Origin of the sequence: Trinickia symbiotica, assembly GCF_002934455.1 — a bacterium.
Taxonomy (GTDB): domain Bacteria; phylum Pseudomonadota; class Gammaproteobacteria; order Burkholderiales; family Burkholderiaceae; genus Trinickia; species Trinickia symbiotica.
This window is the reverse complement of sequence record NZ_PTIR01000002.1, coordinates 271,517-288,752: the sequence shown is the minus strand read 5'-3', so window position 1 is coordinate 288,752 and position 17,236 is coordinate 271,517. Positions and strand designations below refer to the sequence as shown.

Genomic DNA, 17,236 nt, shown 5'->3' with positions numbered 1-17,236 from the left:
CAAAGTGGCCCCTGGCCGACAAGGCTTCGGGATGGAACTACGGTTGCAAAACGATGGAGGCTCGGGCGTCTGAAGCCCGAGATCGAAGCGCGATGGTTGACCGGGGGCACGGCAATGCGCCACATCACGCGGCTCGCGATATGCCGTCTCGAAGCATTGTTGATCATGCCTAAGCCCCCCGGCTCATCTTGCTCATCCCCCCAAAAGACGTCCGGTCGAGACCGGCGCCGATCAGTCAGCTGGCGGTTATTCGTACAGCCCGCGCTGCGCTTCCGCCGCTTGCGGCGGCAGCGCACGCGAGTTCCCCCCTTGAGTAACGTCGTCAGCCATTTCGCATAAGCCCTCTTTGGGGCCGTTCGAGTGGCGCGACCGATCGTTACCGTCGCCAGCTTCCGTGCGGCAACCAGTTTGCAAGCGATGTGCCAACGGTGCTGAAAGCGTTGCAATTCAAGGGCTAAGCCGGACGCTCGGCAGGTCTTGCGGTCTCTCGCAGCAAACGTTGTCGCAAAGTTGCGACGAACGGATGGGCGGAGATAGGTTTAGCGTCTGATGCGATCATCGCGCTTGTCTTCGGCATTTTGAACGCGAGCAGCAATGCAGCATCTGCATGTGCCTCCGACGGCGGCCGCTACGGGCTAACCCACGGATGGCGCCCGTAAATCAGTTGCGGCACTGACCGTTTCAGATTTGAGACGCCGATATTTTGTGGTTGCGCATGAGCTCTGAGGGATTTGTTCGATGGCGCACCTATCAAAGCATATCGTCGGCCTTTCGAGCGTCGAACCGGATTGAAAGCGCAATTGTTTTAATCCAACAATTAGCCGTGCAGTTGAGCAGCGGCGTTTGACCAGACGCCGCGACATTAAGAAGAAGTGACGAACGATATGGCCGGGTGGGCTTACAAGGACCGGCAGGGAATGCAAAAAATGTACTTTTTGAGTCGGGGGGGATGCGGCGGCGCAAGCCTGCCGCTCCAATGGTTGACTACGTCGCGCCTGGCGTTCTCCAGTAGCGCGGTAGCGACGCTCCGATGCCTTTTGTCGCTCCGTGAACACTTCGATCGGTCGGCGAAATTACCGCCAATCGGAGGCATCATTTTTTCAATGACGATGCTCGTGGTTTTGCGACGCGGTCGTTCAGTGCCGGGAGAATTCGCATGAACTCGACTCCACTTCATGTCGACGCGCGCGCGGCGCGAGTGGCGCAGACGACGGGCCGTGAACGCCGCGCCGAACATTGGATCGGTTCCGAGCGCTTGCGGCTCTACTCGATCGTCGTCATGACTTGCTATGCGGTATGGCTCGCCGTGTACTTCTACAAGGCCGTGTGGCATCCGCACGAGTACATCAGTCCGCTTGCCATTGATTTTCTGCCGTTCTGGAGTTCGTCGTCGCTCGCGCTGCACGGTCACGCAGCCGATGCGTACAACCTCGCCGTGCTCGAAAAGATCGAAAGCGGAGCGATCGGTCATTCGGTCGGCATTCTGCCGTGGCTTTATCCGCCGACGTTTTTGCTGGTCGTCTATCCGTTCGCCCTGTTGCCGTGGCACGTAGCGGCCGTGATGTTTCTCGGCGGCACTTATCTGGTGTTCGTCAAGGCGATTCACTCGATCATTCCTCGACGCGAGGCGGTCTTCGTTGCGCTGGCCTTCCCGGGCGCTGCTCTGGTCATGGTGTCGGGCCAAAACGGGCTGATGACCGCATCGCTTGCCGCGCTCGGGCTCGTTGCACTGCCGCGCCGTCCGATCCTGGCCGGCATCGCATTCGGCATCCTATGCATGAAGCCTCACCTCGCCGTGCTTTTTCCGCTCGCGTTGCTCTGCTCGCGTTCGTGGCGCGCCTTGGCGTCGCTTTCCGTTACCGCGCTGACGATGCTCGCCCTCGCGCTTGCCGCGTTCGGAACGGAGACACTCATGGCTTTCCTGCACAACATGGGGATGGCAGCCGGGTTCGTCCAAGACGGGCGCGCGGCGTTGGCTCGGGTGCCGAGCGTCTTCTCGCTCGTCAAGATGGCTCATGGATCGACGACAGGCGCCTACGCCGCTCAAGAGATGTCGGCGATCTTTGCCGCCGCAGCAGTCTGGCTTGCATGGCGTCGCGAGACGCCGTATCCGCTGCGTGCCGCCACGTTAGCGTGTGCAAGCCTCATGGTGAGCCCCTACCTCTACGACTACGATCTCGCTTGGTGCGGCGTGGTCGTGGCCTGGTATGTCAAACACGGGATGACCAGCGGATGGAAACGAGGCGAACGTGAATGGCTCGCTCTTCTATGGTTGATGCCGTTGACCGGCATTCTAGTGGTGATGCATGTTCATTTCCAATTCCTGCCGCTGATTTTGGCCGTTACGCTCTCGATGTTGTTGAGGCGAATCGCGCTCGAACGGCGATGACCAAATGATAAGTTCACGGGGGGCATCATGGCTCAATCGATCGGCAAGCCGTTGGTTTCGGTAATTGCACCGTTCTATAACGAGAACGATGCAGTCGAGACGTTCTTTCGGAGGATCGTCCCGGTGCTCGAAGCGATTGAATCGATTAGATTCGAGATCGTCTGTATCAACGACGGCAGCAGCGACGGGACGCTCGACAAGCTCGTGCAAGCGAGAGGGCGGGATTCGCGCGTGCGCGTCGTCGATCTCACGCGCAACTTCGGCAAGGAGGCTGCGCTGACCGCCGGCCTCGACGAAGCATCCGGCGATGCGGTCATTCCGATCGATGCCGATCTGCAGGATCCGCCGAGCTTGATCCCCGTGATGATCGCGCACTGGTTCGACGGGGCCGAGGTAGTCGCCGCAAAAAGGGCCAACAGGGCCTGCGATTCGTTCTTGAAACGGAAAACGGCGGCGCTTTATTACCACATCCATAACGCGCTCTCGGACGTCAAGCTGCCGGAGAACGTCGGCGACTTTCGCTTGATGGACCGCGCGGTCGTCAACGCTTTGCGAAGCTTGCCGGAACGCCATCGCTTCATGAAGGGGCTGTTCGCGTGGGTCGGCTATCGGACCGTCATCGTCGAGTACGAGCGCGAGCCGCGCAGTGCCGGGAAATCGAAGTTCTCGGGATGGCGGCTGTGGAACCTCGCACTCGAAGGCATCACGAGCTTCAGCACAGTGCCGTTGCGAAGCTGGACGTACATCGGGCTTGCGATAGCGACGCTCGCTTTTTGCTACGGCGGCGTCATCGTCGGCCGTACGCTGCTCTTCGGCAATCCGGTGCCCGGCTACGCCTCGATCATTTCGATCCTGCTCTTCATGGGTGGAATCGAGCTCATTGGCATCGGTGTCGTCGGCGAATACGTCGGGCGCATTTACCACGAGACGAAGGAGCGTCCGGTCTATCTCGTGCGTCGGCGCTATCGGGAAACCAACAAGGTGAGCGCGCTGCCCGCGGCGCGCGCGGAGCTGCGCGCGCGCAATGGGTCGCGGTATGACGCGGCGCGCAGGCGCACGATCGCCGGCGTGCGTGTCGCAGAGCGTTGAGGCGGTTTCAGTTCTCCAGAGCTTGCATCTGCGGTTCACGCCGTGATTGTTCTGCTTGAGAGATTGTCTCGAAACTCGCGTTCGCTGTCCGCGGTCCGCACGGCTCGCAGGCGTCGATGGAAGATGAGCGCGATCAATGCCCGTAGCACCGCCGCGTCCCATTGACCGATGAATGGAAACCATCTTGTCACGAGAGCCTGCGCCGGCGCGAACCAAGCTACGACGAGGATCGCGATTTCAACACGTGAGATGGAGGAGCGTCGGCGGGTAGGCCCACGGCGTACAGGGCATATAGGGGCGTACAGCCGCCTCGAGCGGTGTCACGTATTCGCGGCGGCGAGACGGCGCTGAAGCGCTGGGCCGAGAAAGTCTTGTCCAATTGAAGTTTCCCCTGGATGCCGGACGCGGTCAGCCGCACCGTCGCCGCACGGCAAGATGTCGTCGCACGACCGCGACCAATAGCGCGATCATCACGACTGTCGCAATATGGCAAGGAAAGTCGAACCCGACCGCAATGAACGCTTGCGCCGGCACCAACCAGGTCGCGCCGACGAGGATCCATTCGATGCGGCTCAGCTCGACCGTCTTGGCGTCGTGCAGCAGCATGACTATTGGCAGCGAGAGCCACGCGAGGTCGTAATACATCAGATAAGGCTGGACGAGCAGCGTACCGAGGGCGAGCGCCGAGACGCGCAACTCAAATCGCGCGTCGCACAGCCACAAGTAAGCCACCGCTGCGGCTGCGGGAACCCCGATGAGTGCTTGGGCAACATAGGCAGCCGGGACGGACGCCCCAGCGAGCCTTGCGGCGGCGAATACAGTCGGCATCGCCGCCCAGTGAGTTGAGCCGTGCTCGACAAAGCGTTGATTGAAAGACGGCAAGTGCGCGGCGAACACGGTCCATGCGTCGGCGCCCAATATGGCTGTCGCGACTGTCGCGAAGGCTAGCGCCCAGGCGGCCGAGGCCGCGAGTGCTTTCCATTTTCTGCCGCAGGCGAGCGCGAGCGGGAACAGCACGGCCAGTTGCGGCTTGATCGCGAGCGCCGCGACGCAGGTTCCCGCGAGAATCGGGTTGGAGTCAAGCAGCAAAGTGGCCCCGGCCGCCGCCGCGGTCGTCAACAGTGAGTTTTGTCCGGCTGCGAGCGCCACGCCGACGCCGCTAAATCCGGCAGCGAACAACATATACGGCGGATCGAGTCCGCGGACGGCGCGTCGCAACGCCACGGCATAGACAGCGAGCCCCGCGGCGGAGAACAGCCCGAACGCAGTAGCAAACGAGAACAGCCCGAACGGGATGAGCGCTAGCAGGAAAGTCGGGGGATAGGCCCACGGCCCAATTTCGCGAAAGTGACCGACGGCGGCTTCCATTTCGTGCAGCACGGTCGGAGAAAAAACCATTGCCGCGCCATGCTCCAGCGTCACGCGAGCGGCGGACCAGAAAACCACAAAATCCCAGCCGAGCAGCGGCCCCGTCGATTGACGAAGCAAGTAATAATGTGTGCCCCAGTTCGCGAGCACGACCGTTTGAATAGTCAGAGCCGTCAGCGCGCAGAACGTGATCGACTCGGAAGGAATCCCCTTTCTCGAAGCATTGGCCACGAGTCCCCCGTCCTTCAAAGTAAAACTAATTGATCGATTTCGGTGGCAGGTCCCCCGATTTCGACTTCGCTATAGCTTTGACGTAATAACGTTCGCAGGCATCGATTTTTTCGCTCGATTTGGGAAACGCCTTACGGGCGCACCCTATCGGGGCGAACGCCAGCGAACGTTGTGCTCCATGCAATGTTCGCCGCCAGCCAATTGCGCCTTGTTCGCGCGAGCTGATAGTCGCCGCCCGCCCGAGAAGCAGCGCCGGACATATCGCGCATGGTTTGCAACTTTGTGACCGCGTCCGAAATTAGTATGTTGACCACCGCACGCCCACCGTTTCAAGCTACACCCGTATCCGGATTTGGCCTAATGCGTTTATTTTCCTATGGCATTTCGTCAGATTGTCGTCTATGTTGCAATGCAAGGGGCTTCAATGCGCGATCGGCCAACACCTCCACCGGGCGGTGTGCGGGACGAAAGCGCGCAAATAAAAATCATTCCGAGGTAAGAAGCAGGCACGGCCGTCGTTCAGGTCCGGCATCGTATCGATGCCGGCTGTTCAATTGTCGTGAACCGGGACATCCTGACCTATGCGAGGCGGGATGAAAATGGGGCTAGAGCCGCTCGAGACGGCCGGCCTCGGATTGGGTTTCGATCGATACGGGTAAGTATTAGTGCGATGTCTTATACCGCGATTGATCGAAATCAAAGTTTGGACCGATGCATGCCGTTTTAATACGTCTGAGGAACAACGGTTAGGCATCGATACGGGGGGCAACATGAACAACAAAGCGTCGAATCCGCTGCGCGCCGAGCGGACGGTTCTTTTTCTTTCGCTGAAGCCCGATGTTGTCGGCGAGGACGGACTCGTCTCGGCCGGCTGGCATGTCGTTCACGCCAGAACACCTCAGCAGGTCGACCGCATGCTCGAACGCGGTGTCATTCGCGTCGGCGTCGTCGCGATGCCGCTGGACTGCACCGAGCAGCAGTTGGCCGAATTGGAAGCGTCTGTGTCCCATACGGATGCAACGTGGGTGGCACAAGTTCGTCATGGACAAGCCGAGCAACCCGCGATTCGGCGCTTCATCCTCGACTACTGTTTCGATTTCGTCACGATGCCCTGCGACGATCAGCGGCTCGCGATCGTGCTCGGCCATGCGCATGGGCTCTCGGTCCTGCGTGACAGCGTCGACTCGGGTCCGCCGATGCCGGGGTGCTGCAAGATGATCGGCAACAGCGAGCCGATGCAGCGGCTCTATCGCGGGGTAGAGAAATGCTCCCGTAACGATGCGCCCGTCTTCATCGCCGGCGAATCGGGCACGGGCAAGGAATTGACCGCGCACGCGATCCACGATCGCTCGGCGCGCGCGGCCCAGCCCTTCGTCGCGATCAATTGCGCGGCAATTCCGCCTTCGTTGCTCCAGTCCGAGTTGTTCGGTCACGAGCGCGGCGCGTTTACCGGCGCCTTGCAACGAAAGATCGGGCGCATCGAGGCCGCCGCCGGAGGAACGCTCTTTCTCGACGAAATCGGCGATATGCCGCACGAGTGCCAGGCCGTCCTGTTGCGCTTTTTGCAGGAGGGGACGATCGAGCGCCTCGGCGGCAACGCCTCGACCAAGGTCGACGCGCGCATCATCTCCGCGACGCACGTCGATTTGCAGCAGGCCATCGAGGCGGGGCGTTTCCGGGCCGACCTCTATCATCGGCTTTGCGTGCTGCGCCTCGACGAGCCGCCATTGCGCCAGCGCGGCCACGATATCAAGCTGCTCGCCTACCATGCGCTCGCGCTGCATAAGCGCGACGGCCGGCGCAAGATTCGCGGCTTTTCGAGCGACGCGATTACGGCGATGTTCAACTACGCGTGGCCCGGCAATGTCCGCGAGCTCATCAACTGCGTGAGGCGTGCGGTCGTAATGGCGGAAGGACGCTTCATCACGGCCGACGATCTCGGTCTGCCCGACGCCGGGCCGAAGCCGGGGCGCACGCTCGCCGAAGTCCGTTGTGAAGCGGAGCGCGCGGCGGTACGCGAGGCGCTGGCGCGTCACGCGTACAGTCTTTCGAGTGCGGCCGCGGAGCTGGGCGTTTCACGCGCCACGTTGTACCGCCTGCTCAATGCGATCGGGCTGCGCTCCGAGGCGCCGATGATGCGTCAGCTCGACGTGGTTGGCGGAAGCGACCACCGCGAATCGGACGATCCGGGTGAATCGAGGCCGCAGCAGGTCGCATAGGCCCGAGCCGAGCCCAAGAAAGAAGTATCGGCGCGAACCGCCCAAAGTCAGCTCGATTCGCTGCATTTGCGCTGAGCGGTTCGCCTTTCTTCCAGAGTCGTTCGTTCGATTGAGGCACGAGGATGTGCGCCGCGCTTGGAAATCCAGGGCGCAACGCATATCCTGAGCATCGACACGCCGGCCCGCGGCGATCGTCACTGCCTGTCATGATCGACGAAAAAAGGAGGAAAGCATTCATGGCGCGTCCCATCGATTCCGGCATCATCTTCTTCGCCCGCCTTGCGCTTGCCGTGCTCTTTCTCTGGGGCGGTGTCATGAAGCTGCTGGCTTATTCCGGTTTCGTGGGGTATCTGCATTCAAAAGGCGTGCCGTTCCCCGAGATCGGTGCGGGGATCGCGACGGCAATTGAGCTGATCGGCGGCATTTTCCTCGTCGTCGGCTTCTTGATCCGACCGCTCGGCATCATCATGGCAGCCTATACGGTCATCACGGCCGTGCTCGGGCATGATTTCTGGAACGTGGTCGATGCGGCCGTTCAGCGCGACATGGTGATTCATTTCTGGAAAAACATCGGCATAGCAGGCGGTTTCCTTCTGCTCTGCGTGACGGGCGCCGGCGCGCTCAGCATCGACGCGGCGCGTACGCCGAAGCGGCGTCTGCTGTAGATACAGAAATCGCGCCGGACAAATCGAACGTTCGTCGGTATGAATCATCGTCTGCGCACGGAGCTTGCTTCTCTTACCGCTACGAACGCTTCGGCTTCATCACGGAGGGCGCAGCGATGATCGAGAATTTCGAGCAGACCATAAACGGCCGTCCGATGCGGTTTTGCGCGACGCTCGGCGAAGGGGAGTTGGCGCATCGCGTCATCATCAGCCGCGACGATTCGGCTGAGACGCTCGTGGTATTCGATTCGAGCGGATTGCTTGGCGCACTGAAAGCGGACATGGAACCGCCCGACAAGCTTATCGCCAATGCAATTCGCAAGGCGTGCGAAGAAGGGCTCATCGAGCGTGCGCTCGACACGGGCACGATACAAAACGCCAAGCTGTGACGGCGGCTTCCTCGCGTGCGGGCGGTGTACGTTTTTTCTAACGCCGCCCGTTTTTTTTCGTGTAACGCTCATCTTCCTTGCGGCTCGTGCGCGCCGTGGCGCGCCGGCGCGCCTGCAAGTTCCCCCCGCGCGTGCCCTTCCGGGTGGACGAGAATGCTTGCCAACATGCCTGCAATGAGCAACGCGGCGGAAATCGCGGCCGAGGCCTGTAGCCCGGTCACCACCGCTTGCGTGCCGGTGCCGCTCGCGAGGGCGCCGAACGCGGCAACGCCTACAGCGCCGCCCGCCTGACGCGCGGTATTTAGGACGGCCGACGCCGTGCCGGCGCGATGCGGTTCAACCGAGGCGAGGATGGCCGTCGTCATCGCGGGCACCGCAAGACCCATCCCAGCCGGAATCAACAGAAACGGCACGACGAGCGCCGCGTACGAACTGTCCGCTCGCGCTGTATGCAACAAGCCGTAGCCGAGAGCGCCGATCGCGGCGCCCAACATCATGGGGAAGCGCGGCCCGCGGCGCGCGACCACCCAGCCGCTCACGACATTGGAGACTAGGAAGCCCCCCGTCAGCGGAAGGAATGCGAGGCCCGCCGTGAGCGGCGTCTCGCCATGCGCACGTTGCAGGTAGAGGCTCAAGACGAACACGGTCCCGTAGTAGGCTAGGTTCACGCAAACGCCGAATACGACGGCCGCGCTGATCGTTGCGTCGCGCAGCAGCGATAGCGGCACCATCGGCGCTTTGCTCCGCATTTCGATCACGACGAATACGATGCAGGCGAGCATCGCGGCCGCCAATGCGCCGACGATCCACGGACTTCCCCCGCCTAGAGGCTGTGACTCGATAACGGCGCCCGTGAACGCGGTCAATGCGACGATTGCGGCGCATTGACCCGGAACGTCGATGCCGACCGTCCCGCTCGTTCGACGGCGTGATGTCTCTTCTCGTTCATTCGGCACCCACGCAAACGTGGCCAGCAGACCCAGCGCGCAGATCGGCAGGTTGACGAGGAAGATGCTGCGCCAGCCGAATGCGGCGATCAACAGCCCGCCGAGGACGGGCCCCGCCGCAATCGAGACTGCGCCCGATGCGGTCCATAGCCCGACGGCGCGAGCGCGCAAGTGAGGGTGGTGGCCGCATGAGCGGTTCAGGAGCGCGAGCGAGTTCGGCAGCATCGCGGCCGCGGCGGCGCCTTGTACCGCGCGAGCGGCGACGAGCGCCGGCGCGTTCGGGGCGAGACCGCATGCGAGCGACGCCAATGCGAACAACGCGAGGCCCGCCGAGAAGAGTCGCCTGGCGCCGTAGCGATCGCCGAGCACGCCGGCCGAAAGCATCAGCACGGCGAACGCGAGCGTGTAGGCGTCGACGATCCATTGAAGACTTGCCACCGGCGCATGCAACTGGTTGCCGATGCTCGGCAAGGCGATGTTGACGATCGTCACATCCAGTTGCGTGACGACGAATGCAATGCTGACCGTGGCGAGGATGCGCGCGATCGTTGGTGTGAACCGCGCGGTTGCTTGGAGAGGTGTGAGCGTATTCATTGGACCCATGTTAGCGACGCGGCGTAGGGAATGGTTCGTCATCGAGTGAAACGTCGATGGATGGTCAGCGTCGCCGCGGGCCGTCGAATCCCGGCTGGTCCAGCGGAAGTTCGTTCTCGCTGGCATTGTGCGGCTGCGTACCGATGACCAGGGGCGCCTCTCCCTAGACTCGTTGTGGCTGCGCGTCGTCCTCGAACGGAGAAAACCAATGTCCCAAACCTCGGGCGGGGCAGCATTCAAAGAGTTCATCGCGATGCTGTTCGTTCTGACAGGCGTCGCGAGGGCGACTCGCGCCTTGCTGTGGCGGGACCGCGTGGCGATCCTCCTTTATCACGATCCCGACCCAGCGACGCTGGATGCGCATCTCGGTTATCTGCGCGAAATGTGCGATTTCGTGCCTCTCGAAAAGGCGCGCACGCCGGGGCAGGGGCGTCCACGCGCCGTGATCACGCTCGACGATGGTCACATCGGCAACGCGGATCTGCTGCCCGTGTTCATCAAGCATCGCGTGCGCCCAACGATCTTTCTTTGCAGCGGCATTGTCGGTCGCGCGCGCACGCACTGGTGGTTGCATCCGGGAGCGAAGAAAGCCGGCATCGAGCGCCTCAAGCATATGACGAATGCGGAGCGCCTTGCTGAACTCGATGCATACGGCTATCGCCAGGACGGCGACGATCGAGCGACAGGCCTTACCGTCGAGCAAATCGAAGCGATGCGTCCGTACGTGGACTTTCAGGCGCACACGCAATTCCATCCGGTGCTGACGCGTTGCAACGATGCCGAATGCGAGAACGAGATCGTCGCTTGCAAGCGCGAGATCGAGCAGCTGGTTGGGAACGCATGCTCACATTTTGCGTATCCGAACGGCAACTATGGGGAGCGGGAAGTCGAGTTGGTGAAAGCAGCAGGCTACACGAGCGCTCGAACATGCGACGTCGGCTGGAACGACGGTTCGACCGATCCGTTTCGGCTGCGCACCATCATCGTCGACGATCACGCGTCGGTGAGATGGTTCGCAGCGCAATTGACCGGCATCCCGCTCTCGTTTCGCTATTTGCGCCGCGGCGGGTGGGGAGGGCGCTTCCCGCAGTTTTGATCGTGCTCGATGTTCGCCGTCCGTCAGATTGCCGGCAACGCCGGCCGCGTTTCGATCGCCTTGCGAATCAGCGATTCGACCGCCTTGCGTTCGTCACCGGCCAACGGCAGCCGCGGCGGACGCACGTGCTCGGTACCCAGGCCGACGATGGCTTCGGCGAGCTTGATGTTCTGCACGAGCTTGTGCGACACATCGAGTGCGAGCAACGGCGCGAACCATCGATAAATTTTCAGTGCCTCCGCGACGCGGCCCTGCTGAAGCAGCCGATAGATTGCCACCGTCTCCCGCGGAAACGCGCAGACGAGCCCGGCGACCCAGCCATGCGCGCCCATCAGCATCGCTTCCATGGCCAGATTGTCGACACCGCAGAGAATCGAATAGCGTTCGCCTACCGCATTGATCAGATCGGTCACGCGCCGCACATCGCCGCACGATTCCTTGATCGCGACGATCTTTGGCTCGTCGGCGATCTCAGCGAACATCTCGGGCGTCATGTCGACACCGTAGGCGAGCGGATTGTTGTAAATCATGAGCGGCAGGGGGCTCGCCTTCGCAATCATGCGGAAATGATTGAGCGTCTCGCGGCGGTCCGACAAATAGCGAAGTCCCGGCAGGACCATGTAGCCGGCCGCGCCATGCGCCGCGCCGCGCTCGGCCTGACGGCAGCCGTCGAGCGTGCTGTTCTCTGCGATCGTCAGGAGCACGGGGACCCTGTCGCGCGCGGCTTCGACGGCGATGTCGAGCACCTCGAGCTTTTCGTCGAGCGAAAGCGTCGAGGCTTCGCCGAGCGAACCGCATACGATGATGCCGTCGACGCCCGCGTCGATTTGCGCCTCGATGTTCTTCTTCGTCCAAGCGCGGTCTATGCTGAAATCCTCGTGAAACTTTGTGGTGACCGCGGGCAGTACGCCCTTCCATGTAGTGGCCATTGCTCCTCTCCTTGAGCGAATCCGGTAGACGGGATGTTCGGCAGTGTATGCCCGAGGCACCGAGGCGTCTTGCGGCCTACGCGCATCGGCGATGACGATTTCGGCATAACCGGGAACCCGCATCGATGTGCCGAAATCGTCATTGGCGGCGCGCATCGGCGCCAAGACGGCAAGCCTCGCGCATTCCTACCATTGGCGCAGCAATCGTTCAGGCCGGGCTCCCGGCTCACCGGCCTTGCTGCCGGGGTTTCAAACCGAGGCTAGTTTTACGATGAAGACCATCCTTATTATCGACTCCCATACCGGCGGCGAACCCACGCGCCTCGTCGTGGCCGGCGGCCCCGACCTCGGCAGCGGCCCGCTTTCCGAGCGGCTCAAGCGGCTGCGCGAGCATCACGACGACTGGCGCGCCGGCGTCGTCACCGAGCCGAGAGGCTCAGACGTGATCGTCGGCGCACTGCTTTGCGAGCCGCATGATTCGAGCTGCTCCGCGGGCGTCATCTTTTTCAACAATGTGGGCTATCTCGGCATGTGCGGCCACGGCACGATCGGGCTCGTCGCATCGCTCGCTTATATGGGACGCATTGAGCCGGGGCGCCACCGGATCGAGACGCCCGTCGGCATCGTCGAAGCGACGCTGAACGAAGACCGAAGCGTATCCGTACGCAATGTGGCTGCGCATCGCTATCGTCGCGCGCTGACCGTCGACGTGCCCGGATACGGCGCGGTCACGGGCGATGTGGCATGGGGCGGCAACTGGTTCTTCCTCGTGTCGGAGCACGGGTGCACGCTCGAGCCGGCCCACATCGGCGAACTGACGACGTTCACGCATGCGATCCGTGAGGCGCTCGAGGCGCAAGGCGTGACCGGAGCGGGCGGTGCGCTCATCGATCATATCGAGCTATTCGCGCAAAGCCCGCGCGCCGGTATCGACAGTCGAAATTTCGTGCTGTGCCCCGGCAATGCCTACGACCGTTCTCCGTGCGGCACGGGCACGAGCGCGAAGCTCGCGTGCCTTGCGGCGGACGGAAAGCTCGCCCAGGGCGAGACTTGGCGGCAAGAGAGCATCATCGGCAGCGTCTTCGAAGGGCGCTATGTCTTGCTCGACGATGCAGGCGCGAGCGAGACGGACGATCAGTCCCATGCGGTCCGCGCGATCGACGCCGGATCAGGCGATACGCGGGCCATCGTGCCTATCATCACAGGCCGCGCGCATATCATGGCCGAGGGCAAACTCTGCTTCGAGCAGGACGATCCGTTCGCTTCGGGGATCCCTGTTGCGTGAACCGAATGAAAGCTGAAGCACTCGTCGTAGGGGCGGGCATCGTCGGTGCCGCCTGTGCCGCCGAGCTCGCCGCGCGCGGCATGAAGGTGAACGTGTTCGAGGCCGGCGGCATCGGCTGCGGCGCCACCGCGGCGGGCATGGGGCACATCGTCGTCATGAACGATACACCGGCCGAGTTCGCGCTCGCGCGCCATTCGCGCGATCTTTGGCTGGAATTGGCTCCGCAACTGCGGCCCGACGATGCGTTTCATCGCTGCGGCACGCTATGGGCCGCCGCTGACGACGAGGAATGGCAGGCAGCGCGCGCGCTGCACGAGACGTTTGCTACGCACAGGCTGAGGGCGCAGTTGCTCGATCAGGCGGCGCTGCACCAATGTGAGCCTCAACTCGCTCCGTCGCTCGTGGGCGGGCTGCTCGTCGAAGACGATGCGATCGTCTACGCTCCGCGCGCGGCCCAGTGGCTGCTCGCCGAATCGTCAGGACACCGAAACATCGCGTTGCGGACCGAAAGCGAAGTCGTGGCCGTCGACGCGCGGACCGTGACGCTAGCCAGCGGCGAGCGTGCCAGCGCGGACGTGGTCATCGTCGCGAACGGCCTCGCCGCGATGCGGCTCATTCCCTACTTGCCGCTGCGCGCGAAAAAGGGGCATCTCGTCATCACCGATCGCTACCCGGGGTTCATTTCTCACCAATTGCTGGAGCTTGGGTACATCAAAAGCGCGCATCAATCGGGCGGAACGTCGGTTGCGTTCAATGCGCAGGCGCGGCCGACAGGGCAGTTGTTGCTCGGCTCGTCGCGGCAGTTCGATACCACCGATCCCGACGTCGAGGTGCCCGTGCTCGCGCAAATGCTCGCGCGTTGCGAGCGCTATCTGCCGGGGCTCGCGCGGCTCAATGCGTTGCGGGCGTGGACGGGCTTTCGCGCCGCGACGCCTGACGGCCTGCCGCTGATCGGCCCGGCGCCGCCGGGCTCGGGCGTGCCTGGCGTCTGGGTCGCCACGGGGCACGAAGGGCTTGGCGTGACGACTTCGCTGGCAACGGCGAAACTGCTTGCGGCGCAACTCTTCTCGACCGATGCACCCATCGACGTCGCACCGTATCTGCCGGGCCGCTTTTGCGCAGCCGTGTCCGCGGGCTGACGCAGGTCGCCGCGCCCCTATAATCGAGGCACATTTCGATTTTCGCGTGCGACGCGCGAGCTCGCGCGACCCCGACGATGCTGCCGATGCTTTCCTTGCCCGATGTGCCCGCGGGCACGACCCTCTCTGACATGTTGCCGCTCTTTGAACAGCTCGAGCCTGTCTTCGATGCGCTGCCGGACGTCGTGTTCTTTGTCAAGGACGCGCAAACACGCTACGCGCTCGTCAATCGCACGCTCGCTTCACGCTGCGGCTGCAAGGAAAAGGACGCGCTAATCGGCAAGACGACGGAGGAGGTCTTTCCGAGCCGCTTCGGCAGCGTCTATATGGCGCAGGACAAAGCCATCATCGATGGCAGCCCCGCGATACTGGATCAGCTCGAACTGCACCTGTATCCGGGACGCCAGCCCGGCTGGTGCCTGACGACGAAGGTTCCGCTGCGCAGTGCCGCGGGCGGGATCGTCGGCGTGGCCGGCATTTCGCGCGACCTGAAGGCGAGCGAGAAGACGCATCCCGCCTATTCGCGCCTGGCGGCGATCGTTCAACATATTCAGGAGAACTACAGAGAGCCGTTGAACATGGCGCAGTTGGCGCAGAAGGCGGGCATGTCGGTGGCGCAGCTGGAGCGGTACTTTCACAAGGTCTTTCATCTGACGCCGCGTCAGGTATTGCTGAAGACGCGCCTCGACGCGGCGACGGCGCTGCTCGTCTCGAGCGATAAAGTGACGGACGTGGCCGCGCTCTGCGGCTATACCGATCACAGCGCGTTCACGCGGCAGTTCAAGGCGACAGTCGGCATCACGCCGAGCGAATATCGGACGTTGCTGCTCGGTCGGACCCGTTGAGCGGGGTCGAAGAGCATCGCAATGTGACCGGGCGTAAGCGCGAGTAACGCAATGTATCGCGCGGGAACAGCGCCCGCACCGTCTCGTCTCACTAATAGCGGCGCGTGGCCACGGCAACCGTCGGGCAAAAATGGGCGGCGATCGACTTGCAGCGGATTTCTAGCTTCTGGCCGATCGGCGCTGATGCTAGTTTGCAAGCCGCCTTGACGCATGTCGACCGGTGGCCGATATTGGGCCGCGTGATGGAATTTCGAGTATCGGTAGGAATGTCCACATTTGCAAATTTTACTGTGCGGTCTGCGCGACGCGCTGCTTTGGCGCCGACGCCTGCCTCGCCGACGCGGGGCGTAGGACCGCCGTCGGTTGCGTGGTAAGGGGACGACGATGCGCAACGAACCTCGTGAGGGCCCGCGATTTCCGGCAACGTGCTCACGTTGCGGCGGCCGGATCGACGAGCCCGTTTCTTTTTGCCCACATTGCGGCACTCATGCGCGGTTGGCGCTCGGTGGCGACGAGCCCGCTTCGCGCGAGGAGCCTTCGAAGAACGCAGGCGCCGATTTGCCAGTCGGCGAGGCACTCTGGGCTTCGCGCCCGAGGCCGCTTTTCGCGGCCGATTTCGATTCGTCTTACCGCGACGTGCATCCGCCCATGTCCGGGGGCGGCCGACATTGGGGATTGAAGGGCGGCACCGCGCTCACGCTTCTCGCATTCGTCGTTCTCTACGGTGGCGCGGTGTTGCTCCATCGTCATGACAATGCGTCGACGCAAACGCAGCAGACCACTCAACGGATGTCGGAAGGCAGCGTGCAAGCCGGCCAGGGCGGGGCTTCAGCGGAGGCGGCGGACCGTCGCGATGCGGAAGCTCGCCGTGCGCAGGCGGGCCCGGCCGTCGCCGCCGCTACCCCCGCTACCCCCGCTCCATCTCCAGGGACGAAATCCTCAGGGGCGCCGAAGACGGCGGCTAATTCCGCTGCGCCGGTTCCGCGGCCGGCGATCAATGCGCCGAGTGCATCGCAGCCTTCGCCACAGACGCTCGCCAAGCAGGCGGAGGTCGCACCCGCTCCGCAGCAGGCCGCTCCCTCTTCGCCTCAGGTCGCGGAGCAGGTGCCCGCGAAGCCTGCCGCGCCCGCTCCGTCGGTCGCTTCGATCGAGCCGAGCGCATCGGAGCTGACAGGTTTTTCCACGACGCAACCCGGTCCGTCCTCCGAGCAGCAGTCCTCGCACTCGTCGGCGGCCGTCGCGCCAGTCGTCGTGCCGCCGTCCGCTCAGTCGGCGGGACGGTCGAAGAATGCGGCTCCGCGGCAAAGCCGTCAGACACTGGCCGCGGCGCGCGCGCCGTCGGCCGCATCGCCTTCCGCGAAGGACGAAGCGCACAGCGAACGGCGCCAAGCATCGGTTGCCCGCTCCATCGCCGTCGCTCAGGAGAATCTCGCGAAGAACAATCTTTCGGCCGCACGCCGCGCGATTGCCGCTGCACAGGCCGCGCAGCCCGACAACAGCGATGCGTTCATGTTGCAGCGCGACTTGGTTTCGCGTGAACAAGCGCGCGATGCGGCGCTGGTTGCCGCACGCACCTGCTTCGTCGAGCAACGATGGACTTGCGCGTGGCACAACGCGGGGAACGCGCTGTCGATCGATGCGAGCAGCGGCGAAGCGCGCGCGCTCGTGAATCGCGCCATGATCGAATCCAATGCGGCGGCACGGCCTGAACCCGCCCAGCCGGCCGTGCCGATGTTGGTCGAGCCCGGGCGACCGCCCGCGCCGACGGCGGGCGCGCCGGTTCAGTCCGCGCAGACAAGGCCTGCCGCGCCTGCGACGACCGCGCAAATGCCGCCCATACTGGAAAGATCGTCGGCAGCGCCCACGACAGCCGGTCCGATCGCGCCTACGCAGACCCGACCCGCGAGCCCGGCGTCGACTCAGCCGGATGTGCCGATGCTGGCGCAATAGTCCCAGGTCTTTATCGTGCCGGCGGTGCGCTTCTGCAGCGCATTGCCGGCTCACCAGCTCGCTGCCGTCCGGCGAGAGGCGATCTTCCTTCCGTTAGCAGT

At 63.3% G+C, this 17,236-nt stretch carries 13 protein-coding genes; 10 read left to right on the top strand and 3 right to left on the bottom strand.

Going from position 1 to position 17,236, the window contains the following annotated elements:
- Positions 1–1,156 precede the first annotated feature (1,156 nt).
- Together B0G57_RS05055 and B0G57_RS05050 are read left to right on the top strand one after the other, a co-directional pair.
- The gene (locus tag B0G57_RS05055; RefSeq protein ID WP_018439379.1) at positions 1,157–2,389 is read left to right on the top strand and encodes a glycosyltransferase family 87 protein; all 1,233 of its coding nucleotides are present in this window, start codon (positions 1,157–1,159) and stop codon (positions 2,387–2,389) included.
- Positions 2,390–2,416: 27 nt separating this feature from the next.
- Entirely contained in the window at positions 2,417–3,478 is a 1,062-nt protein-coding gene (locus B0G57_RS05050; protein WP_018439380.1) for a glycosyltransferase, read from the top strand.
- Positions 3,479–3,886: 408 nt separating this feature from the next.
- On the opposite strand, the gene B0G57_RS05045 is transcribed toward B0G57_RS05050, so the two are convergent.
- Entirely contained in the window at positions 3,887–5,077 is a 1,191-nt protein-coding gene (locus B0G57_RS05045; protein WP_102606723.1) for a glycosyltransferase family 87 protein, read from the bottom strand.
- A 770-nt stretch (positions 5,078–5,847) separates the two neighbouring features.
- On the opposite strand from B0G57_RS05045, the gene B0G57_RS05040 reads away from it, so the two are divergent.
- The 3 genes from B0G57_RS05040 to B0G57_RS05030 all read left to right on the top strand — a co-directional run bounded on the left by B0G57_RS05040 (position 5,848) and on the right by B0G57_RS05030 (position 8,350).
- Positions 5,848–7,296: a sigma-54 dependent transcriptional regulator gene (locus tag B0G57_RS05040; RefSeq protein ID WP_018439382.1), complete on the top strand. Its 1,449-nt coding sequence runs from the start codon at positions 5,848–5,850 to the stop codon at positions 7,294–7,296.
- 236 nt (positions 7,297–7,532) lie between these two features.
- Complete coding sequence (locus B0G57_RS05035; RefSeq protein ID WP_026229430.1) at positions 7,533–7,961, top strand: DoxX family protein; 429 nt, start codon at positions 7,533–7,535, stop codon at positions 7,959–7,961.
- 116 nt (positions 7,962–8,077) lie between these two features.
- Positions 8,078–8,350, top strand: a complete 273-nt coding sequence (locus tag B0G57_RS05030; RefSeq protein ID WP_018439384.1) for a hypothetical protein — start codon at positions 8,078–8,080, stop codon at positions 8,348–8,350.
- Between the two features lie 68 nt (positions 8,351–8,418).
- On the opposite strand, the gene B0G57_RS05025 is transcribed toward B0G57_RS05030, so the two are convergent.
- Entirely contained in the window at positions 8,419–9,891 is a 1,473-nt protein-coding gene (locus tag B0G57_RS05025; protein ID WP_018439385.1) for an MFS transporter, read from the bottom strand.
- Positions 9,892–10,099: 208 nt separating this feature from the next.
- Between B0G57_RS05025 and B0G57_RS05020 the strand changes: the two genes are divergently transcribed.
- On the top strand, positions 10,100–10,987 hold the full coding sequence (locus B0G57_RS05020) for a polysaccharide deacetylase family protein (protein ID WP_018439386.1): 888 nt from the start codon (positions 10,100–10,102) through the stop codon (positions 10,985–10,987).
- 23 nt (positions 10,988–11,010) lie between these two features.
- Here B0G57_RS05020 and B0G57_RS05015 read toward each other — a convergent pair whose 3' ends face one another.
- Entirely contained in the window at positions 11,011–11,916 is a 906-nt protein-coding gene (locus B0G57_RS05015; protein ID WP_018439387.1) for a dihydrodipicolinate synthase family protein, read from the bottom strand.
- Positions 11,917–12,187: 271 nt separating this feature from the next.
- On the opposite strand from B0G57_RS05015, the gene B0G57_RS05010 reads away from it, so the two are divergent.
- The 4 genes from B0G57_RS05010 to B0G57_RS04995 all read left to right on the top strand — a co-directional run bounded on the left by B0G57_RS05010 (position 12,188) and on the right by B0G57_RS04995 (position 17,135).
- On the top strand, positions 12,188–13,201 hold the full coding sequence (locus B0G57_RS05010; protein ID WP_026229431.1) for a proline racemase family protein: 1,014 nt from the start codon (positions 12,188–12,190) through the stop codon (positions 13,199–13,201).
- A 5-nt stretch (positions 13,202–13,206) separates the two neighbouring features.
- Complete coding sequence (locus B0G57_RS05005; RefSeq protein WP_018439389.1) at positions 13,207–14,340, top strand: NAD(P)/FAD-dependent oxidoreductase; 1,134 nt, start codon at positions 13,207–13,209, stop codon at positions 14,338–14,340.
- A gap of 77 nt (positions 14,341–14,417) precedes the next feature.
- A complete protein-coding gene (locus tag B0G57_RS05000; protein ID WP_018439390.1) occupies positions 14,418–15,185 on the top strand; it encodes an AraC family transcriptional regulator in 768 nt (255 codons plus the stop codon).
- A gap of 384 nt (positions 15,186–15,569) precedes the next feature.
- Positions 15,570–17,135, top strand: coding sequence for a hypothetical protein (locus B0G57_RS04995; protein WP_146013316.1), 1,566 nt, complete (start codon positions 15,570–15,572; stop codon positions 17,133–17,135).
- Positions 17,136–17,236: the final 101 nt, after the last annotated feature.